This window comes from Bradyrhizobium sp. HKCCYLRH3059, assembly GCF_051168035.1.
Taxonomy (GTDB): domain Bacteria; phylum Pseudomonadota; class Alphaproteobacteria; order Rhizobiales; family Xanthobacteraceae; genus Bradyrhizobium.
Map to the genome: position 1 here is coordinate 512961 of NZ_JBNPUF010000003.1, position 23463 is coordinate 536423.

General features: G+C 65.9%; 23 protein-coding genes and 1 riboswitch. Of the genes, 8 read left to right on the plus strand and 15 right to left on the minus strand.

What is annotated here, in order from left to right:
* Nucleotides 1-591 precede the first annotated feature (591 nt).
* Nucleotides 592-1098, minus strand: coding sequence for a mismatch-specific DNA-glycosylase (locus ACQR13_RS13130; protein WP_434842852.1), 507 nt, complete (start codon nt 1096-1098; stop codon nt 592-594).
* 109 nt (nt 1099-1207) lie between these two features.
* On the opposite strand from ACQR13_RS13130, the gene ACQR13_RS13135 reads away from it, so the two are divergent.
* Nucleotides 1208-1828, plus strand: a complete 621-nt coding sequence (locus ACQR13_RS13135) for a glutathione S-transferase family protein (protein ID WP_315717828.1) — start codon at nt 1208-1210, stop codon at nt 1826-1828.
* Nucleotides 1829-1861: 33 nt separating this feature from the next.
* On the opposite strand, the gene ACQR13_RS13140 is transcribed toward ACQR13_RS13135, so the two are convergent.
* The 3 genes from ACQR13_RS13140 to ACQR13_RS13150 all read right to left on the minus strand — a co-directional run bounded on the left by ACQR13_RS13140 (nt 1862) and on the right by ACQR13_RS13150 (nt 4066).
* The gene (locus ACQR13_RS13140) at nt 1862-2131 is read right to left on the minus strand and encodes a hypothetical protein (RefSeq protein WP_315827115.1); all 270 of its coding nucleotides are present in this window, start codon (nt 2129-2131) and stop codon (nt 1862-1864) included.
* 194 nt (nt 2132-2325) lie between these two features.
* Nucleotides 2326-2580 carry a hypothetical protein gene (locus ACQR13_RS13145; RefSeq protein WP_315717825.1) on the minus strand — a complete coding sequence of 85 codons (255 nt, stop codon included), beginning with the start codon at nt 2578-2580 and terminating at the stop codon, nt 2326-2328.
* A 226-nt stretch (nt 2581-2806) separates the two neighbouring features.
* Nucleotides 2807-4066 (minus strand): acyltransferase family protein, encoded by a 1260-nt coding sequence (locus ACQR13_RS13150; protein ID WP_434842853.1) that lies wholly within the window; start codon nt 4064-4066, stop codon nt 2807-2809.
* Between the two features lie 662 nt (nt 4067-4728).
* Between ACQR13_RS13150 and ACQR13_RS13155 the strand changes: the two genes are divergently transcribed.
* Nucleotides 4729-5073: a hypothetical protein gene (locus tag ACQR13_RS13155; protein ID WP_315717823.1), complete on the plus strand. Its 345-nt coding sequence runs from the start codon at nt 4729-4731 to the stop codon at nt 5071-5073.
* Nucleotides 5074-5361: 288 nt separating this feature from the next.
* Here the strand turns inward: ACQR13_RS13155 and ACQR13_RS13160 are convergent, their stop codons facing one another.
* The 7 genes from ACQR13_RS13160 to ACQR13_RS13190 form a co-directional block, all read right to left on the minus strand.
* Nucleotides 5362-5748, minus strand: coding sequence for a RidA family protein (locus ACQR13_RS13160; protein ID WP_315750250.1), 387 nt, complete (start codon nt 5746-5748; stop codon nt 5362-5364).
* 576 nt (nt 5749-6324) lie between these two features.
* Nucleotides 6325-8226 carry a phosphomethylpyrimidine synthase ThiC gene (gene thiC / locus ACQR13_RS13165; RefSeq protein WP_434862893.1) on the minus strand — a complete coding sequence of 634 codons (1902 nt, stop codon included), beginning with the start codon at nt 8224-8226 and terminating at the stop codon, nt 6325-6327.
* A 324-nt stretch (nt 8227-8550) separates the two neighbouring features.
* Nucleotides 8551-9159 carry a thiamine phosphate synthase gene (locus ACQR13_RS13170; RefSeq protein ID WP_315717820.1) on the minus strand — a complete coding sequence of 203 codons (609 nt, stop codon included), beginning with the start codon at nt 9157-9159 and terminating at the stop codon, nt 8551-8553.
* Nucleotides 9146-9928, minus strand: coding sequence for a thiazole synthase (locus tag ACQR13_RS13175; RefSeq protein ID WP_316191907.1), 783 nt, complete (start codon nt 9926-9928; stop codon nt 9146-9148). Before ACQR13_RS13175 ends, ACQR13_RS13170 begins: the two co-directional genes overlap by 14 nt.
* A gap of 103 nt (nt 9929-10031) precedes the next feature.
* Nucleotides 10032-10229, minus strand: coding sequence for a sulfur carrier protein ThiS (gene thiS / locus ACQR13_RS13180; protein ID WP_434862894.1), 198 nt, complete (start codon nt 10227-10229; stop codon nt 10032-10034).
* Nucleotides 10220-11233 (minus strand): FAD-dependent oxidoreductase, encoded by a 1014-nt coding sequence (locus ACQR13_RS13185; protein WP_315717817.1) that lies wholly within the window; start codon nt 11231-11233, stop codon nt 10220-10222. Before ACQR13_RS13185 ends, thiS begins: the two co-directional genes overlap by 10 nt.
* Nucleotides 11221-11331: riboswitch (TPP riboswitch) on the minus strand. (Overlaps the previous gene by 13 nt.)
* Nucleotides 11332-11410: 79 nt before the next feature.
* Entirely contained in the window at nt 11411-12202 is a 792-nt protein-coding gene (locus tag ACQR13_RS13190; RefSeq protein ID WP_315750254.1) for a lytic transglycosylase domain-containing protein, read from the minus strand.
* A gap of 216 nt (nt 12203-12418) precedes the next feature.
* Between ACQR13_RS13190 and ACQR13_RS13195 the strand changes: the two genes are divergently transcribed.
* The 3 genes from ACQR13_RS13195 (at nt 12419) to ACQR13_RS13205 (ending at nt 15314) form a co-directional block, all read left to right on the plus strand.
* Complete coding sequence (locus ACQR13_RS13195) at nt 12419-13933, plus strand: hypothetical protein (RefSeq protein WP_315750255.1); 1515 nt, start codon at nt 12419-12421, stop codon at nt 13931-13933.
* 122 nt (nt 13934-14055) lie between these two features.
* On the plus strand, nt 14056-14322 hold the full coding sequence (locus tag ACQR13_RS13200) for a hypothetical protein (protein WP_315717814.1): 267 nt from the start codon (nt 14056-14058) through the stop codon (nt 14320-14322).
* A gap of 461 nt (nt 14323-14783) precedes the next feature.
* The gene (locus tag ACQR13_RS13205; protein WP_315750256.1) at nt 14784-15314 is read left to right on the plus strand and encodes a PRC-barrel domain-containing protein; all 531 of its coding nucleotides are present in this window, start codon (nt 14784-14786) and stop codon (nt 15312-15314) included.
* A gap of 68 nt (nt 15315-15382) precedes the next feature.
* Here ACQR13_RS13205 and ACQR13_RS13210 read toward each other — a convergent pair whose 3' ends face one another.
* The 4 genes from ACQR13_RS13210 to ACQR13_RS13225 all read right to left on the minus strand — a co-directional run bounded on the left by ACQR13_RS13210 (nt 15383) and on the right by ACQR13_RS13225 (nt 20469).
* A complete protein-coding gene (locus ACQR13_RS13210) occupies nt 15383-16795 on the minus strand; it encodes an ATP-binding protein (RefSeq protein WP_315750257.1) in 1413 nt (470 codons plus the stop codon).
* Nucleotides 16796-16819: 24 nt separating this feature from the next.
* Entirely contained in the window at nt 16820-17560 is a 741-nt protein-coding gene (locus tag ACQR13_RS13215) for a response regulator (protein ID WP_315717811.1), read from the minus strand.
* 319 nt (nt 17561-17879) lie between these two features.
* Nucleotides 17880-19517: a DUF4403 family protein gene (locus ACQR13_RS13220; protein ID WP_315717810.1), complete on the minus strand. Its 1638-nt coding sequence runs from the start codon at nt 19515-19517 to the stop codon at nt 17880-17882.
* A 253-nt stretch (nt 19518-19770) separates the two neighbouring features.
* On the minus strand, nt 19771-20469 hold the full coding sequence (locus tag ACQR13_RS13225; protein ID WP_315717809.1) for a L,D-transpeptidase: 699 nt from the start codon (nt 20467-20469) through the stop codon (nt 19771-19773).
* 357 nt (nt 20470-20826) lie between these two features.
* On the opposite strand from ACQR13_RS13225, the gene ACQR13_RS13230 reads away from it, so the two are divergent.
* The 3 genes from ACQR13_RS13230 to ACQR13_RS13240 all read left to right on the plus strand — a co-directional run bounded on the left by ACQR13_RS13230 (nt 20827) and on the right by ACQR13_RS13240 (nt 23400).
* Nucleotides 20827-21882, plus strand: coding sequence for a glycosyltransferase family 4 protein (locus ACQR13_RS13230; RefSeq protein ID WP_315750258.1), 1056 nt, complete (start codon nt 20827-20829; stop codon nt 21880-21882).
* A 51-nt stretch (nt 21883-21933) separates the two neighbouring features.
* Nucleotides 21934-22623, plus strand: coding sequence for a class I SAM-dependent methyltransferase (locus ACQR13_RS13235; protein ID WP_315717807.1), 690 nt, complete (start codon nt 21934-21936; stop codon nt 22621-22623).
* 144 nt (nt 22624-22767) lie between these two features.
* Nucleotides 22768-23400, plus strand: a complete 633-nt coding sequence (locus ACQR13_RS13240) for a hypothetical protein (protein ID WP_315717806.1) — start codon at nt 22768-22770, stop codon at nt 23398-23400.
* Nucleotides 23401-23463: the final 63 nt, after the last annotated feature.

The following is a 23463-nucleotide window of genomic DNA, read 5'->3' on the forward strand; positions in this document are numbered from 1 at the left end:
TCGGGGTATCAGGACATCACGATTTCGCCGTACGTGACAGCCGCGCTCGTCGGGCGCAGCGATCACGTCCACCGCGGCCCACCTCCACGTATCGTGACGACGCGTACGTCCCTCTGCATGAGGCGGGTTGAGCGGAAACATCGTCCTGATTTGCCCGACATGGCAAGCGCGCGGACGTGCGACAAACTAACACGACGGGCAGTTGGTGCATGGCGGGGATGCGGAGATTGCCCGTCGGGTAAGGGTCGAAAATGATAGGGCCGTTCTGAGATCGGGGCACATCAGTCGTTTGCGCTCGAGCGTTGCGCTGTACAACACAGCGCCATCGCCCCTTGTGGGAGAGGGTATCGCCGGCCCACCAACGTAATCGGTTGGGTGAGGGGGGCTCCTCCGCAAGTTGAACTCGTCGAGGTAAACCCCTCACCCAAGCGAGTTTGCCGCTCTGTCCTACATGCCCTCTCCCACAAGGGGCGAGGGCGCAGTCATTGGCACTGCGCGGAGGTCGCCAGTAGTTTGCTCGCAGTGATGATGATGTTACTCATCATCATGGGATCTGAGGTCATCATGGGATCTGAGGCAAAATCGCTTGCCTCAGATCTTTGCCACATGCGCCGCCAGCTCCAGCCACGGCTGCTCCGTCCACGCACCCGACGCCGCGCCGGACGGTGAGGCGAGGACGAACACGGTCGGGAAATCATCCTGCTCCCGCTCCGGCTGCCGCCCCAGCGCAATCGTGCCGATCGGCTTGCCATAAAACAGGCTCGCGGCCTTCTTGCTGGTGAAGGCGACGGTTGCCGGCCGATGGTGTCGGATCTTTGCGGCGAAACCGGCGACGTCGACGCCGGCCTTCAGCGCGACATGGTCCATGCCCGCGCCCAGCTTGCACAGATCGGTGAAGCCGATGCCGAGCGACAGCAGCGCCGGAAATTCCTGCGGCTGGTACAGCCGCGGTGTCAGGCCGACCGCGAACAGCGTGCGCCAGAAACGGTTGCCGGGATGGGCGTAGTAGTGCCCGGTCGCCGCCGAGCGTTCGCTCGCGGCGGTGCCGACGAAGACGAGGCGCAGGCCGGGCTGGAGCTGGTCGGGCAGGCGGTCCATGGCTGGCGTTGTCGCATTGTTGCAGCCGCTGCAACAGCCTGTTGCAGGGAGGCCGCATTGTTGCTGCGGCGTCCCTGGTCTAGGTGACGCGGAGCCACGGGAGCACCTGATGTCGCAACGTCGTCTGTACTATTTCGCCCTCTCCGGCCACGCGCATCGCGCGCGGCTGATGCTGAGCCTGCTCGGCCTGCCTTGCGAGCTCGTCGAGGTCGACCTCAAGGGCGGCGCGCACAAGCGGCCGGACTTCCTCGCGCTCAATCCGTTCGGCCAGGTGCCGGTGCTGGTCGACGGCGACGCCGTGATCCCCGATTCCAATGCGATCCTGGTCTATCTCGCCGGCCGCTATGACGGCTCCGGCACGTGGCTGCCGCGCGATCCGCTCGGCCAGGCCCAGGTCCAGCGCTGGCTGTCGGCCGCGGCCGGTCCGCTCGCGTTCGGCCCGGCGGCGGCGCGGGTTGCGACCTTGTTCGGCGTGCCGCTGGACATGGCGCGGGCGCACCAGCTCGCCAACAGCCTGTTCGGGGTGATGGAATGCGAACTTGCCGCGCGACCCTATCTGACCGGCGCGACGCCGACCATCGCCGACGTCGCGCTCTATAGTTACACCGCGCATGCGCCCGAAGGCGGCGTATCGCTGACGCCGTACCCCAACGTGCAAGCATGGCTGGCGCGGATCGCCGATCTGCCCGGCTTCGTGCCGATGCAGGCGAGCGCGGTCAGCGCAGCCTGACCGCCGCCATGTACGACTGCGTGCGAACGCCGCTTACAGGAAGCAGCGGCGCTCGTCGCGCAGCTTGAGCTGGATGTTGGTCGCCTCGACGAAGGTCGGCACCGGCTTGGACACGATCTTGTAGGTCGACGGCCACTCCACCGGCTTCGACTGCAGCTCGGTGTTCCAGATCTGGCAGATGCCGGTGTTGTCCCAGCGGATCACGTAGTAGCCGGACTTGGGCGCAGGCGCGGCGAAGGCGGTGGGCACGATCGAGGCGGCTGCAATGGCCGCGGCGGCGGCGAGCGTGGTCAGGCGACGCATCATCAATCTCCTCAAACAAAACAACGACAATCGCCCGCCTGCGCGGGCCACCGGCCTTGCGGCCGGACCAAGGCCAAAGTGGTGCGACAAAAGCGCGCGCAACGCAAGCCGCGCGTGCCGTCATTCACAGCGATGTCCGGGATGTGAAACGACGACTTGCCGCCGTCACGTGATGCCATAAGGCGCGCGCGGGCTCACAGCGTGCAGCGGCCCTGCTGGCGCAGCCTGATCTGCCGGGTCACGGCGTCGTTGAACGTCGGCACCGGCCGGCTGATGACCTGATAGCTCGACGGCCATGCGACCGGCTTGAAGGCGAAGGCCTCGCTCCAGACCTGGCAGATGCCGGTGTTGTCCCAGCGGATGATGTAGTAGCCGGCCTGGGCGGGCGCGGCGGCGAGCAGCGCGGCCGCGAGAGATGCAGCAAAAAAGATTGTGGTGAAACGAGGCATCGTCAACTCCGGCAACGAACTGGCCCGGCCAGCGGGTGGCCCTATGTCGGAGCGGTCTCGTTCATTTTGAAGGCAAGTCTGCAGAACGCGTGCGTCAAAAGCGCGCGATCGTGGTCACCTGATCACTCCTGATGATCCCGGCGGAAGGGGAGGCGGGTTTGCAGGCTCGGCGCGTCGACTTGATTGCGGGGCTGGCGCGGTCGTTTCGGCGACCTCGGCGCACGGCTCAGGGGCGGACGCCTTCGGTGCTCGCGTGCGACGAAAAGCGGAGATCCGCGCCGAAGCTCGCTGCCGGAACCAGCACCGGAGACGCGCCCGCGACGATCGGCGGCGAGGTGACCGGCTGCGCGCGCCGGCGCAGGAAGTGGCGCTCGAGATAGGCGTAGGACAGCGTCGCCGCCACGATCGACAGCGGCAGCCCGATCGCGAGCCGCAGCGGCCACCAGACGCCGTAGCTGTCGAGGAAGTTCAGGATCGGCAGATGCCAGAGATAGATGCCGTAGAAGATCCGGCCGAGGAAGATCGCCACCGGCCATTCGAAGATGCGATGGCAGATCGTGCCGTGGCTCCGCCCCAGCATGGTCAGCGCGAGGGTGCCCGGAAGCACGCCGCACACCATGCTGCCGAACAGATAGTAGTTCATGCTCGGCCCGTCCGCTGGCCAGAACAGGAAGGTGACCGTGATCCAGTAGATCAACAGCGGCCATGCGAGCTTAGGCCACAGACGATCGAGCGCGGGATAGGCGCCTTGCGGCACCAGCCTGAGCACGACGGCCATGGCGCAGCCTGCCATCAGCGCATCGGCGCGGGTATCGAACGCGGTGTAGAGCCGACGCCACTCCGCGCCATCCATCACCAGCGCCACGCGCCAGGCCCAGATTGCGGCCGCGATGGCGCAGATGGCGCCGACCAGCCGCCAGGTCACGCCGAACCGCTTCACCAGGAGGGCGAAGGTCAGCGGCCACAGCAGATAGAACTGCTCTTCGGTCGACAGGGTCCAGGTGTGGCCGATGTCCTCGATCGTCTTCGGATCGAGCACGTACCAGTAGTTGGCAATGTAGGAGAGCGCGATCGCCGCGCGCTCGACCGCCGGCAGCAATGGCGGCCGCAGCAGCCAGGTGAACAGCAGATAGGCCGCGAGCATCAGGAGCAGCGGCGGCACGATCCGGGCGAAGCGCCGGGCGTAGAACTGACGGAACCTGATGTGGCCGTGCTTGTCGATGTCCCGCAGCAGCAGGCCGGTGATGTAATAGGCGCTGGCGACGAAGAACAGGTCGATATAGAGCACCGCGCCCGGTACGAGGCTGTGGGAGACATGCGCCGTGACGACGCCCAGCGTCATCAGCCCGCGCATGCCGTCATGCGAGGGAACGTAGCCGAGCGGATAGACCTGGGCCTGGAAGGCCTCCCGGATCGCCTCCCGCAATGGCGCCGTGGCGGCGCCGACGAGGCGCAACAGGGCATGGATCGGCAATGAATAAAACATCTATCGTGAAATTTTCGGAGATAATGTTTCGGACTATTAAATCTTATTTAAAATTTAAATCGACCGCAAGAGACGAAATAGCAGACCGGGGGCCATCACGACGCAGGGTTGCGGCGGAATGAGGCAGGCCGCCGCGGTGGCGGCAAACGGCGGCGTCAGTGCAGGTGATGCGAAGGGAAACTCGCGGTGCTGCTGCGGAGCGCAACGGCGTGTTGCTCGACCGGCATCTTCCGCTCGTCGAGGTCGCGTGAACGGCAGAGCGGCGTCCGCTGATCGGCAGCACGATCGCTGGACGACGATCATAGTCATTGACCGTCGCCTCATCGGCCAAACCGTAGGGTGGGCGAAGCGACGTCTCGCTGCATCGCCGCGCGTCGGCTGACGCGTGCCCACCATGCTCTCCGCGGTAGGCGCGCCTTCGCCGCCGCTCTGCGAGCGCCGACGGCGGCTTTGCCCACCCTGCGGTGTCGCGGCCGCCGCGACGTCCTCGATCAGCATCTTCTGGAGTGGGGGCGCTAGACGGGTGAATGCGCGTCCACGACGGTGTCAGTGTCACCAACATGGAGTCACAATCATTGGTTGTAATTCACGGAATTGAAGTCTAAAATCCGCGATTGTTTGAGCGCGGCAAATTTTTGAGTTTCATTTCAACGGAGCTTGTCATGGAAGAAGCGCATATCAAGGCTTTCGAGGCTCTACCTCAGTCCACCTCATGCAGGATCATCACGTTCGACAGCGCGACCGTGGTGCCCGGCATCGTTCCGAACACCTACTTCCTGATCGTCACCGGCACCAAGCCCTGGGTCACGATGAAGGTCGAATTGCATCCGCTGATCTATATCCGGCAACCCGAATATTGGGGCATCGAGGTGGTCGGCTGCCAAAGCGGCATCGGCTTGCCGCAGACCGCGCCGTATCACGTTGTCCTCGACATCACACACGTGCGCGGCACGAAGGGGATCGAAGTGATCGGCGCCACGAGCAGGAAGCAGATCAACGTGCCGTAGGTCGGTCGACGGTCGGGTGGGGGGCATTCGCGCGCGCCGAAGCGGATCGCGCAACGCCCTCGGCCTGACCAGCTCACGTTACGACGAGCGCCGCGACACCCTCGATCTCGATCAGCATCTTCGGATCGGGCAGAACGTAGGGCGGGTTAGCGCCCGCGGGACGATTTCACCGCGGAGGGAATGTTTGCCAGGGCGCGTAACCCGCCGCCTGGAATGGTGGGTTACGCGAACGGCGTTCAGCCATGTGCGAGCGTGGAGAGATCGTCGGTTGCCGTCCGCTAACCCACCCTACCGTTTCGCGACCGCCGCGACACCCTCGATCTCGATCAACATCTTCGGATCAGGCAGCGCTGCGACCACGCAGGTGGTGCGCGCGGGGTAGGGTGCCGGCCCGAACGCCGCGGCATAGAGTCGGTTCATGGTCGCGACATCAGCGGCTCGCGTCAGCAGCACGTTGACCTTGACCAACTCGCGGATGGTCGCGCCGCCTTCGGTCAGGACGCGAGTGAAGTTGGTCACGACATTGGTGAACTGCGCGTCGAACTCGGCGGGCAGGTTGCCGTGGGCATCGAAGCCGGGAATGCCGGAGATGAAGAGGAGGTCGCCGATCCGGGTGCCAAACGACAGCGGCGGGGCTTTGATGTGGGGTGGGGCGGGGATGTGGTGGATGGGCATGGGACGTCCATTTCGATCTCGTAACTATTCACAAGAGGCGCAAAGCACGCGCTAGGACCTGGGCAGTGGATTTCGGCAGGCTACCGAAAATTCCTACTAGTGCAAAGGCGACCGGCCACAGGCAGGCGGCTAGACCGAACAACCAGTGCTGCTTTGGCTCGCGGGAAGACCGTCCGGACATCAGATTCTCCTGCTTCTTTCGCCGCGAAGGTGATGTCCTTTCCTACAAAGTACAATGATGAAATAACTTAGTTGGCGGTCGGTTTAACGGGCCACTAAACCGAAATTGATCTAATCCCTTGGATTTACTTACTCGCGTTCCTTGCGGATAGTTGTGGATTGGGAACGTGAAGGAGGCTGTTTCTGCATTCGTCGACCGTTCCTTGTCGCTGAAATTGAGAAGGCGGACATCAGCGACCTTCCGTCATTGTCGCAACAAGCGGCAACCAACGCATCAATTGCGAAATCGAAGGACCGAGCAGACCTCAAACAAGAAAGCCGGGCTTGCGCCCGGCTTCGATGGATGGCCGGGTCAAGCCCGGCCATGACGACGGAGAGAGTGGAACTGAGCGGGCTTCAGGACAACGCCTTGTTGCTCTCCTTCACCTTCTCCGCATCCAGATACACGCTGCCGCCCATTTCCTTGAACTTGGCGCTCATCTGGGCCATGCCGTCCTCGATGGTGCCGCTGATGGTCATGCCGACGGTGGCTGGATCATTCAGCGTCGCGGCGTAGTCGCGGACGTCCTGGGTGATCTTCATCGAGCAGAATTTCGGGCCGCACATCGAGCAGAAATGCGCGACCTTGTGGGCTTCCTTCGGCAAGGTCTCGTCGTGGAAGCTCTTGGCCGTGTCCGGGTCGAGGCCGAGGTTGAACTGGTCGGTCCAGCGGAACTCGAAGCGGGCGCGGGAGAGGGCGTCGTCGCGCAGTTGCGCGGCGGGATGGCCCTTGGCGAGGTCGGCGGCGTGGGCGGCGATCTTGTAGGTGATGACGCCGGTCTTGACGTCGTTGCGATCCGGCAGGCCCAGATGCTCCTTCGGCGTCACGTAGCACAGCATGGCGCAGCCGAACCAGCCGATCATGGCGGCGCCGATGCCCGAGGTGATGTGGTCGTAGCCCGGCGCGATGTCGGTGGTCAGCGGCCCGAGCGTATAGAACGGCGCCTCGCCGCACTCCTTGAGCTGCTTGTCCATGTTGATCTTGATCTTGTGCATCGGCACGTGGCCGGGGCCCTCGATCATGACCTGGCAGCCCTTGTCCCACGCGATCTTGGTGAGCTCGCCAAGTGTTTCCAGCTCGGCGAACTGGGCGCGGTCGTTGGCATCCGCGATCGAGCCCGGGCGCAGGCCGTCGCCGAGCGAGAACGAGACGTCATACTTGCGCATGATGTCGCAGATCTCCTCGAAATGCGTGTAGAGGAAGCTCTCCTTGTGATGCGCGAGGCACCACTTCGCCATGATCGAGCCGCCGCGCGAGACGATGCCGGTGACGCGGTTCGCGGTGAGGTGGATGTAGGCGAGACGCACGCCGGCGTGGATGGTGAAGTAGTCGACGCCCTGCTCGCACTGCTCGATCAGGGTGTCCTTGTAGAGCTCCCAGGTCAGCGCGACCGGATCGCCGTTGCACTTCTCCAGCGCCTGGTAGATCGGCACGGTGCCGATCGGCACCGGCGAGTTGCGCAGGATCCATTCGCGGGTGGTGTGGATGTTGCGGCCCGTCGAGAGATCCATCACGGTGTCGGCGCCCCAGCGGATCGCCCACACCATCTTGTCCACTTCCTCTTCAACGGAGGATGTCACCGCCGAGTTGCCGATATTGGCGTTGATCTTGGTGAGGAAGTTGCGGCCGATGATCATCGGCTCCAACTCGGCATGGTTGATGTTGCAGGGAATGATGGCGCGGCCACGCGCGATCTCGTCGCGCACGAACTCCGGGGTGATGAAGGCGGGCACGGATGCGCCAAAACTCTCGCCGTCGGCAAGCGCAGCTTCGGCGCGCTCGAGCTGGGTCTTGCGGCCGAGATTCTCGCGCTCGGCGACGTAGATCATCTCCTTGGTGACGATGCCGGCGCGGGCGAATTCGAGCTGGGTGATCTTGTGGCCGTCGAGGCCGCGCAGCGGCTTGTGATGCGCGGTGAACGACTTTGCGGCCTTGTCGGCGCCGACATTGCCGTTGTCCTCGGGCTTGATGTCGCGGCCTTCGTACTCCTCGACGCCGCCACGCTCGCGCACCCAGGCGGTGCGGGCGCGCGACAGGCCGGCGTTGACGTCGATCGTCACAGTCGGATCGGTGTAGGGACCGGAGGTGTCGTAGACCGGCAGGTTCGGCTCGGAGGCCGCTTCCGAGAGGATGATCTCGCGCAGCGGCACGCGCAGGTCGGGCGCGGAGTCCGGCGTTGCGTAGATCTTGCGCGAGGACGGCAGCGGGCCGGTGGTGACGGCGGGCAGGGTGGTGTCGGGATTGGAGCGGATGTTCATGGGATCCTCCTTCTCAATTGTTGTTATTCCGGCCAAAGCGCCCGGCGTTCAGAGGCGATGTGTTGGCGGGAGGTCTTGCGGCGAGTGCAGTGCGCCCCCCTCCCCCTTGCGGGGAGGGGTTGGGGGTGGGGGTGCCCGGAATGCGATGCTGATGAGTGGGCGATTCCTTAGAGCTGCAGCGTGCCGGACGTGACGTCACATGGAGAGCTGTGCGCGTGGACCCCCACCCCCGACCCCTCCCCGCAAGGGGGAGGGGGGCACACCGCGTTCGCGGAGGTGATCTCCTGCAACAATTCTCAGACGCATTCGCAAAATCCGCGCGCATCATGCCGGCTCCTTGGTCGCATCGAGCCACGCGCGGACGCGGGCGTCGGGGTCGGGGTTCTGCGTCACGTCGCTGACGACGGCGATGGAGTCGGCGCCGGCGGCGAAGATCTCCGCGGCCTGCTCCAGCTTGATGCCGCCGATCGCGACCAGCGGGATGGTGCCGACACGCTTCTTCCACTCGCCGATCTTCGCGATGCCCTGCGGGGCGAAGCGCATCGCCTTCAGCGTCGTCGGGAAGATCGGCCCCAACGCGACATAGTCGGGCTTGGCGGCGAGCGCGGTCTCCAGCTCGGCATCGTCATGCGTCGAGAGGCCGAGCGTCAGGCCGGCCTCCTTGATCGCGGCGACGTCGGCGTCGGCGAGGTCCTCCTGGCCGAGATGGAGGTGCTGCGCGCCGGCAACGATCGCGGCGCGCCAGTAGTCGTTGACGATCAGCTTCGTCGCCGTGCCCTTGGTGATCGCCAGCGCGTCGGTGACGATCTGCAGCGCCTCGCCGTCGTTGAGGTCCTTCGCGCGCAGCTGCACGGTGCCGACGCCGAGCCTGGTCAGGCGCTCGACCCAGGCGAGGCTGTCGACGACGGGATAGAAGCGATCAGGATACGGCATGCCAGAACGGTGTCCCAACGACAGGGGTGGAGGGCGAGGCGAAATCGCGGGCGTCCATCAGCCCGGCCTCGTAGGCGGTGCGGCCGGCTTCGACCCCGAGCCGGAAGGCGCGGGCCATCGCCACCGGGTCGGCAGCCTTGGCAATCGCCGTGTTGAGCAGCACGGCGTCGTAGCCGAGCTCAAGTGCTTCCGCCGCGTGGCTCGGCGCGCCCAGGCCGGCGTCGACCACCAGGGTGATATCGGGCAGGCGGTCGCGCAGCAGCTTCAGCGCGTCGCGGTTGATGATGCCCTTGGCCGAGCCGATCGGCGCCGCCCAGGGCATCACGACCTTGCAGCCGGCATCGACCAGCCGCATCGCGACCGTGAGATCCTCGGTGCAGTAGGGGAACACCTCGAAACCGTCCTTGATCAGGATATCAGCGGCTTCGACGAGACCAACCACGTCGGGCTGCAGGGTGTCGTTGTCGCCGATCACTTCGAGCTTGATCCAGCTCGTGCCGAACAATTCGCGCGCGAGCTTCGCCGTCGTCACCGCCTCGCGCACGCTGCGGCAGCCGGCGGTGTTCGGCAGCACGGTGACATCGAGCGCGTTGATCAGCTTCCAGAACGCATCGCCGGTCTTGCCGCCGGCCGACTCGCGCCGCAGCGACACGGTGACGATCTGCGCGCCCGAGGCGCGGATCGCATCCTGCATGATCGCAGGCGATGGGTAGAGCGCGGTGCCGATCAGCAGGCGGGAGGCGAAAGTCTTGTCGTAGAAGGTGGGCATCAATGGTCTCCGTCATGTCGGACGGTGGTCGCCGCAACGAAGCCTGTCATCCCCGCGAAAGCGGGCGATGACAGTGGTGGTTGTGGCGCGAGCTCCATGAGCATCACCCTCCCTGCCGGGGGGCGATGATCTCGATCTCGTCGCCGGTCTTGAGCTGCGTCTCGGCCCAGCGGCTCTTCGGCACCACGTCGTAGTTCAGCGCGATCGCGAAATGGGTGCCTTCGTAGTCGAGCTCGGAGAGCAGCGCGGCGACGCTGGTCGCGCTGATGTCGCGGGCCTCGCCGTTGACGGTCACGCGCATCGCATCACCTCGTTGTCGATCTGGCCGTGCGCGAGATAGTTCAAGGTCGCCTGCGCCAGCGCCGGCGCGATCAGGAAGCCGTGGCGGTAGAGGCCGTTGACGCGGATCTCGCGCTCGCCCTTGATGGTGATGCGCGGCAGATTGTCGGGATAGGCCGGCCTGAGCCCCGAGCCGAATTCGAGGATGCGCGCCTCGCCGAACGCCGGATGCACCGAGTAGGCGGCACCGAGCAATTCCAGCGCCGAGCGCAGGCTGACGCCGGTGTCCTCGGCCTCGAGCGAAGTCGCCCCCAGCATGAACAGGTTGTCCTCGCGCGGGATCAGATAGAGCGGGAAGCGCGGATGCATCAGCCGCACGGGCCGCGCGAGCTGCACCTCGGCGGTCTCGATCAGGATCATCTCGCCCTTGACGCCGCGCAGCTCGGGCTCGGCGTCGCGCGCCTCCAGCCCGCGGCAGTCGATCACGAGGCCGTCGAGATCATCAGCCGTGACGTCGCTGTTGAACAGCACGCGGCCGCCAGCCTCGACGATGCGCTGATGCAGCTTCGGCAGCACGCGGCGTGGCTCGACATGGCCCTCGGTCGGATAGAACAGGCCCTCGCGGAAGCGGCCCTCCAGCGACGGCTCCAACGCCGCAAGCTGCTGCGCGTCGAGCCGCTGATAGCCGGAGGTGCGGCGGGCGAAGCGGTCGTAGTCGGCGCGGTCGCGGGCATGCGCGATCACCAGCGAACCGTTGAACGGCGTGTCCGGCAGCTCGCGCCGCCAGATGTCGAGCGAGGCGAGCCCGAGCCGGCTGATGATCGGCTCGGCGACCTCGCTCTCGCAATAAGGCGCCAGCATGCCGCCGGCCCAATGGCTGGTGGAGAGCATCAGATCGGCGTCGCTGCGCTCGTGCAGCGTGACCTCGCGGCCCGCGCGCGCGAGCAGCAAGGCTTGCCAGGCACCCGCGATGCCCGCACCGATGATGGAAACGGGGACATCCCCGCGCGTGGTTGTCTGCTGCATCCCTGTCCCTTCGCCGGCATGACCCGGATCAGGTTCAAAGGGTCACCGCATCACGCTGCGGTATCTCAGCTCCCCTCGGAGCTCCCCTCGGAACGCACTTAAAATAGACCGATATCCCCCCGTGTCAACGGAGTGTCACGGAAAGACAAAGCCGGTGGCCCTTGGAACCAATGGCGATCAGTGCGCCCGCGCGTGGCGGCCGGTTGCAATCTTCGGGGTGATGTCGAGCGGGCCGCTCGTCCGCTCGGAGCGGCCGGCGGGCCGCGCGTCGGCCAAGCGCTGCCGCTTGGCCTCCTCGTAGTAGCCCCTGGCGAAGTAGAGCACGGCGCGGTCGTGATCGCCGCGGGCGGCACGATAGGCGCCGGCGAGATAGCGCACGCCATAGGTGAGATTGGTGTTCGGATCGTGCAGGCCCTGTGCGTCGCCGGTGTAGCCCAGGCCGCGCGCGGTGCCGAGCTTGATCTGCATCAGGCCGATGCAGCCGCAGCGGCCGACCAGGTCCTTCTGGTATTTGCTCTCGCGCACGATGACGCGGTGGATCAGCGATTCCGGAATGTTGTTGGCGGCGGCATGCACCGCCACCAGCGCGTCGATGTGCGGATGGCCGGTGTCGATGTGGCGCGGCTTGGCCTCGGCCGCCTTGCGCTCGGCCTCGCGGGGCTCGGCCGCAGCGGCCGGGATGGCATCGGTGTCGGCGGGCGCTGAGGCATTGGCGTCCATCGGCGGGGAGGTGTCGGCGCTGCTGACGGCCTCGATCGCCTCGACCTCGCGCGCGGCCTTGGTCACCGCGCTGCGTGCCGCCAGCTCCCTGGTTCCGTCAGAGCGGACATGGGCGAGCTTGACCTTGCCGGCCTTCGGTTTGGCCGCACTGTCCGATGCGGTGCTCGCATCATCGGCAGCCATTGCAGACGGCACGGGACCAGCCATCGCGAAGCCTGCGATGCAGGCCGTCAGCACAAGACGTCTCATGTGTCAGGATCCCCCGGGAACCACACGCATGCCGAGTAGCCCCCCAGCACGCGCTTTACACTTTGCACACCGTAATTGGCGCAAACGCCGGGCGATAATGTGGCAACAATGGGGCGAAGACGCCCGGTCGGGTCCGGATGCGCCGGCGGTTTACCGCGAATTATGCCGTGCATGCTTGGCTGGGCGGAGCAATTCCGCCAACGGGGCCATGCCGCGATGACGCTGTCCGTCACCCACACCGAAGCGACCGCCGGGCGCGCGCAGGCGCTGCTGCCACTATGGGTCGGCGCCGGCGCCTATGCGCTGCTGCTGATCTCCGGCAATCGGCTGCTCAACGATCCCGACACGCTGTGGCAGATCACGGTGGGGCAGTGGATCATCGATCATCGCGCGGTCCCGGAGGTCGACGTCTATTCCTTCACCATGCGCGGCGCGCCCTGGATCTCCACGCAGTGGCTGGCGCAGGTCGCCTATGCCGCCGCTTACACGTTCGCCGGCTGGACCGGGCCGGTGGTGCTGGCGGCCTCGGCGACCGCGCTGTCCTTCGCGCTGTTCGCGCGCGCCCTCGGTCGGCATCTGCGCGACGCCACGACATTGGTGTTCGTGGTCGCGGCGTTCCTGCTCTGCCTGCCGCATCTGCTGGCGCGGCCGCATGTGCTGGCGTTTCCGATCCTGGTCGCCTGGATCGCCGGACTTGTCGATGCGGCCGATCGCAGGGCTGCGCCGCCATGGCAGCTGGTGCCGTTGATCGCGCTGTGGGCCAATCTGCATGGCGGATTCGTGTTCGGCCTGTTCTTCATCGCGCCCGCCGCGCTCGACGCGCTGGTGAATGCCGATCGCTCGGTCCGCTCCGGCCTTGCGCTGCGCTGGGCCGGGTTTGCGGCGCTCGCGCTGGCGGCGAGCTGCTGCACGCCCTATGGCTGGAATGCGCTGCTGGCGTCGCAGAAGATCCTCTCGCTGGGCCAGGCGTTGCCGTTGATCGTGGAATGGAAGGCGACCGACTTCCAGGGGCTCGGTCCGTTCGAGATCTGCCTGCTGATCGCCATCGGGGTCGCGCTGTTCCATGGTCTCAGGCTGCCTCCGGTGCGGATCCTGATGCTGCTCGGCCTGCTGCACATGGCGCTGGCGCAGGCGCGCGCGGCGGAGATCCTGGCGTTGGTCGGCCCGCTGGTGCTCGCCGCACCGCTCGCGCGGCAGGCGGGCGCGTCGCCCGTGCTGCCGCCGGGGCGCGCGTCGGGAGCGGCGCTGACGGCGGCAGTGATGCTCGCGCTCGGCGCCGGCACGGTCGCCTCGGCTTCGATCCTGAACTACACGCCGAACATGCGCGGCACCCCGGTCGCGGCCGTGACCGAGCTGAAGAAGCTCAACCTCACGCGGGTTCTCAATGACTATGATTTCGGCGGCTACCTGATCTCAGCCGGTGTCGCGCCGTTCATCGACGGCCGCACAGAGCTCTATGGCGAAAAGTTCTTCGTCGATCACAACGCCGCGTCCGGCCTGATGGAGCCGGACAATCTGTTCCGCCTGCTCAAGGACTACGGCATCGAGGCGACCCTGCTGCGCACGCAGAGTGCTGCGACCAAGCTGCTCGATCACGTCGACGGCTGGCAGAAGGTTTATGCTGACGACATCGCCACCATCCATCTGCGCAAGGCGGGTGCCCGTCATGTCGCGGAACCGGCGGTCTCTCCGGCGGCAATTGAATCAAACGCGTTGATCCCATCTCCGTGAGGTCGGATGTCGCGCGGCATCCCGGCGCGTGCAAAACAACCGCCGCGCGGCTAAGATCAGGGCCGTCAGTTCGACAGCATGCCTGACTCATTCAAGAAGACTGAACAGAGAGGGAGCGCGTCATGGCCGTGAAGGCAGCCGACGATCATTCACCCAGCATCGACCATTCATTCGATATCGACGCGATGCCATCCACGGTTCGCGTCGTGGATCTGCCGCGCAACAATCCCTGCGCCCAATGTGGCGAGGCGATCGCATTGCCGTCCTGGGTCGAAAAGGATGGCCGCCGCACCGCCTATCTCTGGCACTGCCGCCTCTGCGACTATCGCTACGAAACCATCGCCTTCTATGCCGAGTCCGTCGACGAGAACGGCGCGATGGCGGCGTAGGCTCGATTGACTATTGCGGGTCGTTGCAGCGCTGACGGTCGGCTCCCTCTCCCCGTTCTTACGGGGGCGCGACGAGCTTCGCTCGCGCTGAGAGGGTTGGGGGGAGGGCAGACCCACGGGAAGCGCCGATGGGGAGATCTGTACCCTCTTACCCGGATCGCAACTGGCGATGCAATCCGACCTCACCCCGCAGGCGGGGGAGAGGTGAAACCGAGCTAGCAGCAATAGGCTTACACCAGCTCCAGCCAATGTAGACCTGTTAGTCGGGCTCCCGTGCTAGGCGCGGCGGTGCGGCTTGGCGATGTGAGCGACGTCACCCGGATCCCCCGAACGTCACAAAGTGACACTGCCGCGGCGCACTGAGGCTGCTTGTCGCGCAGCATGACGAAATCGTGGTTCCCGCGGAACGCCGACTGTCCATTGCCGTTCTCTCGTCACCATCCACCTAGAGGAGACACCACATGATGATGAAGACTGTTGCGGCCGGCCTCGCCGGTTCCCTGCTGCTCGCGACCGCCGCCTTTGCTGCGGAGAGCACCACCACCACAACCAACACCACGATCAAGAGCGACACCACCGTCGCGTCCTATCAGGGCGACTGGCGCAGCTCCAAGCTCGTCGGCGTGAAGGTCTACAACAACAACAACGAGAATGTCGGCTCGATCGACGATCTGCTGATCGACAAGAGCGGCGCAGTCAAGGGCGTCGTGATCGGCGTCGGCGGCTTCCTCGGCATGGGTGAGCACCTCGTCGCTGTCTCGTTCGATCAGGTCAAGTTCTCGGACCAGCCGGTTCAGGCCAACACCGCCTCCAACGCTCCGGCCTCGGGCAAGGCGACCACGCCGCCGGCCACGACGACCGGCGCCGCCACCGGCACTTCGTCATCCTCGTCGATGAGCTCCTCGAAGAATCGCTGGTATCCCGACCATGCGATGATCAACGCCACCAAGGACCAGCTGAAGTCGATGCCCGAGTTCAAGTACTCGGAGTAAACGGCGTCACTGACGTCTAGCTGACTGCCCAAGCGGCGCGCCCGGATCCGTCCGGGCGCGTTCGCGCGTCATGCTGCGGGGCGCAAGGTGGTCTGGCCGAGCGGCAGCTCGATGCGGGCGATCAGTCCGCTTGGCTTGCGATCGTGCAATGACAGCTCGCCGCCATGCGCCTGGACGATCGCCTTCGCGATCGAGAGGCCCAGGCCGAACCCGGTGGCCTCGTCCATGTTGCGGGCATCGTCGCCGCGCACGAAGGGCTCCAGCATGTCGGGCTTGCGCGCATCGGCGATCCCGGGTCCATCATCCTCCACGTCGATCGTCAGGCACTTCCCCGACGCCACCAGTCTGATGACGGTTTCCTTGCCGTACTTCACGGCGTTCTCGACCAGGTTGGTGACCGAACGCATCAGGTCGTCGGGACGCACCGTCGCCATCGCGTGCGCCGGGCCGATATAGGTGACGCTGTGGCCGACATCGGCGAATTGGTCGGCGACGAGCTGAAGGATGCTCGCGATATCGACCAGCGTCATCGGCTCGAGCTTGCGGCCGTTGCGCAGGAATGACAGCACCGAGCCCAGCATCGCATGCATCTGATCGAGATCGGCCAGCATGCGATTGCGCTGCAGCTCGTCCTCGACGAACTCACAGCGCAGCCGCATGCGGGTCAGCGGTGTCCGCAGATCGTGGCTGATGGCCGCCAGCATCTTGGTCCGGTCGTTCATCAGCGCCGTGATGCGTTGGCGCATACGGTTCAGGGCGCGCGCCAGCGACCGGATCTCTTCCGGTCCGCGCTCGGGCAGGGCAGTGGCATCGCCATCGAGGCTGAAGCTCTCGGCAGCCTTGGCGAAGCTCGACAGCGGTGAGGTCAGCGCGCGGGCCGCCCACAGGCCGAGCAGTGTCGTGCTGATCAGCGCGAACATGATCGTCGTCAGCCATGGGGCGCCCCAGAACGGTGGCCGGTGCGGCCGGTCGGCCATTCGAGCCGAAACCATGTTGCCATCGGGCAGAGCGAAGATGACGGTGCGCGTCTGGGAGCCGGGCGGCGGCATGAAGACGCGATAGCCTGGGCCAAGGCCACGAAAGCCGCCTGGACCGTGAGGCCGTCCGTCGGCGAGCTCCGGAGGGGCCGGCCGTCGCTCGTCGCCACCGGTCCCGGCCTCGACGTCGGGGCCGGCCGGCTCGCGCCGGCGGCCGGAAGCACCCGGCAGAGGCCCCACGTGAGGCTTGAGCTCGAACTCAGGATAGGCGCGGGCAATGTCGGAGATCAGTCGAGGCCGTTCGGCAGCGGGCGCGCGTCCAAGAATGCGGATGGCGGTCGCGAGCTGAAGTGGCCCGACTTCGTTTTCGGGGTCGGGCTGCTCGGCGCGATAGATCAGGAACGTCGCCGTGATGATGGCATGGAGCGCCACGATCGAAATGGCGACCAGCGCCGTGATCTGGCCGCGGATTCCCTTGAGGTTGAGAAAGCCGAACGACATCATGACATCGCCATTCGATCGGGCCGGTCAATGGCTTTGCGGGCCAGTCACCACCTCGACGACGGGTGTGAACATGTAGCCGCCGGAGCGCACGGTCTTGATCATGGTGGCCTCCTGCGGGTCCGGCTCGATCTTGCGGCGGATGCGGCTGACCAGCACGTCGATCGAGCGCTCGAACGAGCCGGCGCTGCGGCCCTGCGTCAGGTCGAGCAGGCTGTCGCGCGACAGCACGCGGCCCGGCCGCTCGCAGAAGGTGCGGAGCAGATCGAACTCGGCGCTCGTCATCGCGACGCGTGCGCCTTCGGGATTGCGTAGTTCGCGCAGCCGGAAGTCGATCGTCCAGCCGAGGAAGCTCAGCGCCGTCGCGCCTTCGGTTGCGCTCGCCGTCATCGCGGCCGCCTGCCGGCGCAGCACCGCGTTGATGCGGGCGAGCAGCTCGCGCGGATTGAACGGCTTTGGCAGATAGTCGTCGGCGCCCATCTCCAGTCCGAGGATGCGGTCGACGTCCTCGCCGCGCGCGGTGAGCATGATGATCGGCACCTGCGATTCCGCGCGCAGCTTGCGGCACAAGGTCAGGCCGTCCTCGCCGGGCAGCATGACGTCGAGGATCAGGAGATCGACACGGTGGTCGCCCATGATGCGGGTCATCTCGCGGCCGTCGGTCGCGGTGGTCACGTTGCAGGCATTGTTGCGCAGATATTTCGCGATCAGCGTCCGCGTCTCGCGGTCGTCCTCGACGACAAGAATGTGTGGTTGTGTCTGGGCCATACCGACAAGTGACCTAGAATCGCGGCGTTTTGCGAAGAATTTTGTTACGGAATATTTCCTGCGACGGGCGCGCGGAAAGGGCCCGACAACGTCTCTCTGCGCCGTGTTGCGGAATTCGTGAGGGCGCGTCAAGCCTCGCGAAACGTATGGCCTCGGGGCCGCCGCACGCTCGCGCGATACGGCTGCATCGGGTTACCGGAAACGGCGCGGACATTCGTAAGTGTCGCCAGACCAGGGCAGGTCCGATTGAATCATTGCCGGTCGTTGCACGGTCCGCAAACGCGTGCAGCGACGGGATGCGACGTTCCGAAACGGCCCGTCACAGTCCTGGCAATGTATTGACTCGAACCGACATCGTGCCCTCCGCCGAGGCGATCACGCGCAGCACGGTGGCGTCGAAGGCGATGTCGGTCAAAGCGAGGTTGTTGATGTCGGTGTCGACGCGGATGCCGTTCTCGTTCTTCTGCAACTCGGAAATCGCGGTCGCGATCTTGTCGCGGACATTGTCGGCGAACGGCTTGAGATCGACCACCGACCGCTCTAGCAGCGCGCGTTGCAGATGTGGCACCACGGCGCGCGCGGCGGCGCCGAGCAGGCCGAACGCCGCGTCGGATTCGACGGCGAGCTGCAGGTCGGACAGCCGCAGGATCTGCTGCGCCTGATCGACCATCGGCCGTCCCCAGATGTGCACCGTCGCGTCGGCGCCGAGGCCGAAGAAGCTCTCCTTCTCTTTTCCCTTCACCTGCAGCGAGATCAGCAGCCGGTTGCCCGAGGGCACGACGGTCGCATGCTTCACCGTGACCGTGACCGGGCCGGAGCCGTCCTCGGGGAACGTCCGCCCGGCGAGCTGCGAGTCGACGAGCTTGCTGAGCTCGGTGAATGGGACATCGATCGGAACCGCGACGTTGACGGTGCCCGCGGTGGGCGGAACGATCGTGATCTTGTCCGGGAACGGGCACTCCGGCTTGGTCTCGGCTGCCGTGACCCGGGTCTCCGCCTCGATCCCCATGGTGACGCTGACGACGTTCGCATCGATCGCGGGCTGCGCGGCCAGCGCCCGTGTCGGCTTGATCTCGAGCCAGACGGCGGGCAGTCCCGGCGTGGTGCCCTGAAGCGGCACCGAGCGGCAGGCGCGGGCCCACTGCGCCTGCGCCACGCGCCGCATGGTCGGGTCCTTGCGCAGCCTGTCGCTGAGCGCGCTGAGCTGGTCGTTGACGGTCTTGTCTATGACCGGCTTCATCTGCGCGGGCACGTTGACGCGGGCGCCGGCGACGGTCAGCGCGGTGTCGCCGAGATTGACCTGGGCGGTGAAGTTCGGCTCGACATACCAGGAGGCGGCCAGCCGTGGCCGCATCGCGATCAGGACGTTGCCCTTGATGTCGGCGGTGGCGTTCAGGTTCTTGATGTTGATGCCGCCAATCTGCTTGGCGGCATCCGCGCCGAGCAGGCCGCCGATGGCGTCGCCGAGCGCGCCGGTCGCTTTGGCGGACAGCGATCCGGTGACGTTCAGCCGGCCCGAGAGCGGCGTCGCCAGCGACAAAGTGTCCTGGGTGCCGGTGGCGGCGATGGCGCCGCGGGTGACCGTCCAGCCGATGTCGGCATTCTGCAGGATCTGGTTGACGGGGTTGTCGGCCTTGCCGGAGAAATTGCGCGGCGTGGCCTTTTCGGCGGCGTCACGAATCGCGCCGAGCGAGATCGATACCGGCGTCATGATGATCGAGTTGCGCGTGGCCGGCGGCAGCGGCGGCAGTTGGGTCAGCTGCGGCGCCGGCGTGCTGCCCGAGAACAGAAACACCTCCACGATGATGATGCCGATCAGCACGACGGCGGCAAGGCCGGCGGCGCCGATCAGGATCAGCCGCAGCCGAGGCGGCGAGCGCCGCGGCGGCCGCTGCGTTTTCGGGGCGAGCGGATGCGGCCTGCTCTGCCAATCCGGTCGCGGTGTCGGAAGGTTCATGTCGGATCCACGGACTCCAACTGCCGCGCCGGCCCATGCCGGAAGCGGCGAGATCGCGGTTAATACAAGATTGCCGAGCTTACAGGGCCGGACGGAGGCGCGCCAGGGCAGCCCGTGACGCGGACCATCATCAATCGGCCGTGATGGTGAACGGCGGCATGCGCGCAAAGAAATGACCGCCGCGGCTTTCGGGCCTCGGCGGTCCAGTCAGGGAGGATCCGGGAGAAGGAACGAGCGGTGCGGCCCGCGCAGGTCAGCGGGTCATGCGGCCGAGATCGGCGCGGCGCTCCATCGGCAGCACGATCACCTTGGCGCCGACGCTGACGCGGGCATAGAGGTCGATCACGTCCTGATTGGTCAGACGGATGCAGCCCGACGACACATGCGTGCCGATCGTCTCGGGCGCGTTGGTGCCGTGAATGCGGTAGACGGTGCCGCCGAGATACATCGCGCGGGCGCCGAGCGGATTGCCGGGACCGCCGGCCATGTGACGCGGCAGATAAGGCTGGCGCGCGATCATCTCCGGCGGCGGCGTCCAGTCCGGCCATTCCGCCTTCCTGGTCACCGACTGCACGCCGGACCAGGTAAAGCCGTCGCGGCCCACGCCGATGCCGTAGCGCATCGCCTGGCCGCTGCCGAGCACGTAGTACAAATACTTGTTTGGTGTGTCGATGATGATCGTGCCGGGTGCCTCGCGGGTGGCGTAGCTCACGACCTGGCGGCGCAGGCGCGCGGGCATCTCATAAGCGGTCGCCTCATCCTCGCGCGGCGTGATCAGTTGCGGCGTCGTTGCCGGCGGCTCGTAGGTCGCCATCGGCGGCGGCAGCAGGAAAGGGAACGGGAGCGGGGCCGGAGGCGCGGCTTGCGTCGGCGTTGCCGCAGCGAACGTACCGACGATCAGCGCAGCGAACAGGATGCGGGATCGCGAACCGACTGTGCCTGACGTGAACATGGACGTCCCCTCGTTTGATCGCTTGGTGCGCGCCGTGCTTGTCTCGACCGGCGTCGTCAAAATCAGTTGCCTGCCATCATTCTCTGCGGCGCATTGACCCGCGCCCGATGTTGCAACTCATAGGGGAGAAAAGTTTCGTTGCGTTTGCGCGCTGCGCGCAAAAAGGTTTCGTCGGCTTAACCGTTTGTTTCATGACGGTTTCACGACAGCAGCCGCGCGGGACAGCCACAGATCGCGGGGAAAACAGCAGTTGGCGGGCAAAAAGACCCTTCGACAGTTCGATGACGTCACACGCCTGAAATAACAATGTCGGAATTTGCGGCTGTTCAGAATCGCTGCAACTTTCCGGATCGCCTTATGCGGATCTTAATCGCAACCGACGCCTGGCACCCGCAGGTCAACGGCGTGGTGCGCACGCTCACCTCGCTGGCTCGCGCGGCCGCCGGCCTCGGCGCCGACATCACCTTCCTCACGCCGGAAGGCTTTCCGTCGTTCGGCGTGCCGACCTATCCGGGCCTGCGGCTCGCCGTGACCAACGGCCGCGAGATCGCCCGGCGCATCGAGGCGGCGGCGCCGGATGCGATCCACATCGCCACCGAAGGCACGATCGGCTGGGCGGTGCGCCGCTACTGCCTGCGCCATGGCCTGCCGTTCACGACGTCCTACACGACGCGCTTTCCGGAGTACGTCGCTGTGCGCACCGGCATTCCCGATGCCGTCGGCTATTGGGTGATGCGCCGCTTCCACGACGCCGCCGCGATGACCATGGTCGCGACCAATTCGCTGAAGCAGGACCTCGCGTCGCGCGGCTTCAAGCGGCTCGGCTTCTGGACCCGGGGCGTCGATACGAAGCTGTTCAATCCGGACGCGCCGGTCGCGCTGGATCTGCCGCGTCCGGTGTTCATGACCGTCGGCCGCGTCGCGGTCGAGAAGAACCTGGAAGCCTTCCTTGCGCTCGACCTGCCGGGCTCGAAGGTGGTGATCGGTAACGGCCCGCAAAAGGCGGAGCTGGAGCGTCGCTTCCCGGCGGCGCATTTCCTCGGCGAGAAGACCGGCAACGATCTGACCGCGCACATGGCGGCCGCCGACGTCTTCGTGTTTCCGAGCCTGACCGATACATTCGGCGTCGTGCAGCTGGAGTCGCTGGCCTGCGGCACGCCTGTCGCGGCCTTCCCCGTCACCGGTCCGCTCGACGTCATCGCCGATCATCCGATCGGGGCGATCGACAGGGACCTGCGCGCCGCCTGCCTGAAGGCGCTGACGATGTCGCGCGAGACCTGTCGGGCATTTGCGCTCGACCGCTCCTGGGAGAACAGCGCGCGCCAGTTCATCGGCAATCTCGCCGTGCTGCAGCCGTCCCGCGTCGTGCGTCCGACACCGGTGCTGGCCGGTCAGAGCGCCGTGCGCGGCTGACGGCGAACTTTGCGTCACTCCATCAATTCCAAACCCAAGTGAGATGTAACGATGGCAGAAACCATGAAGCTCGGCGGCGCGCGGGAGCTCGACTTCGATCGCGAACAGGTCGAGCAGGCCTATGACCGCTGGGCACCGATCTACGACCTCGTGTTCGGCGGCGTGTTCGAGAAGGGCCGCAAGGCCGCGATATCAGCCACGAACAAGCTCGGCGGGCGCGTGCTCGAGGTCGGCGTCGGCACCGGCATCTCGCTGCCGCTCTATGCGCCGCATGTCCGCGTCTTCGGCACCGACATCTCCGAGGCGATGCTCGGCAAGGCGATGCGGCGCGTCGCCGACCAGCGGCTGAAGAACGTCGAGGGTCTCGCGGTGATGGACGCCGAGCAGCTCGACTTTCCCGACGATTCGTTCGACGTCGTTATGGCGCAATATGTCGTCACCGCGGTGCCGAACCCGGAGGTCGCGCTGGACGAGTTCGCGCGCGTGCTGCGCCCGGGCGGCGAACTGATCATCCTGACCCGCGTCAGCGCCGATGACGGCCTGCGCCGGGTGATCGAGCAGGCGCTGCAGCCGGTGGTGCGCCGGCTCGGTTTCCGTACCGCCGAGTTCGGCTGGTCGCGCTACCTGCGCTGGCTCGCCGGCGCCGAGCGCATGGAGCTGGTCGAGCGCCGCCTGATCCCGCCGCTCGGCCATTTCTCGCTGGTCCGCTTCCGCAAGCTGGAGCGTGCCGCCGCGGCCTGAAGCCGCGGCCGCCCTCTATCGCCCTGCGACGTTCTACGTCGTCCGAAACGTTTCGCTGCGTCCGATCGCATGACATCTTGATGATGTCATGCGATCTACACCGAATCCCTGTAAACGACCTGCAACTCATTCTTCGGAGCAACCATGATCAAGCATTTCCTGGAGCAGCTGCGGATCCAGCGCTGGGACGACCATCGCTACTATCATCACAGCCGTATCAACCAGAGCCTCCACTTCGTCAGCGCGCTCAGCTTCATGATCGCCTACGTGATGATGGTGTTCGACCCGCTGGTCTCGGCGCTGATCGGCTGGCTGGTGTCGATGACCTCGCGCCAGGCGGGCCACTTCTTCTTCGAGCCGAAGGGCTACGACCACGTCAACCAGGCGACCCACGAGCACAAGGAAGAGATCAAGGTCGGCTACAACCTGCAGCGCAAGGTCGTGCTGATGTCGATCTGGGCCGCGGCCCCGGTGGTGCTCTATCTGCAGCCGACCCTGTTCGGCCTGCTGCCGCCCTGGACCTCGGCGATGGAATTCGTGCGCGAGACCGCCAAGCTGTGGCTCGTGATCGGTATCGGCGGCCTGCTGTTCCGCACCATTCATTTGTTCTTCATCCGTGACGTCGAGACCGGGCTGGTCTGGATGACCAAGATCATCACCGACCCGTTCAACGATTTCATGCAGTACCGCGCGGCTCCGCTGGCGCTGCTGCGTGGCGAGCTGATCGACCCCGGCCTGCACCTGATGAACGAAGGCCTCGAAGAGCAGCACGCCTGAGCCGGCTTGAAGCCCAGAGTAAAGCGATGCCCGGGCCGGTCCCGGGCATCGGTGTTTGTGGGG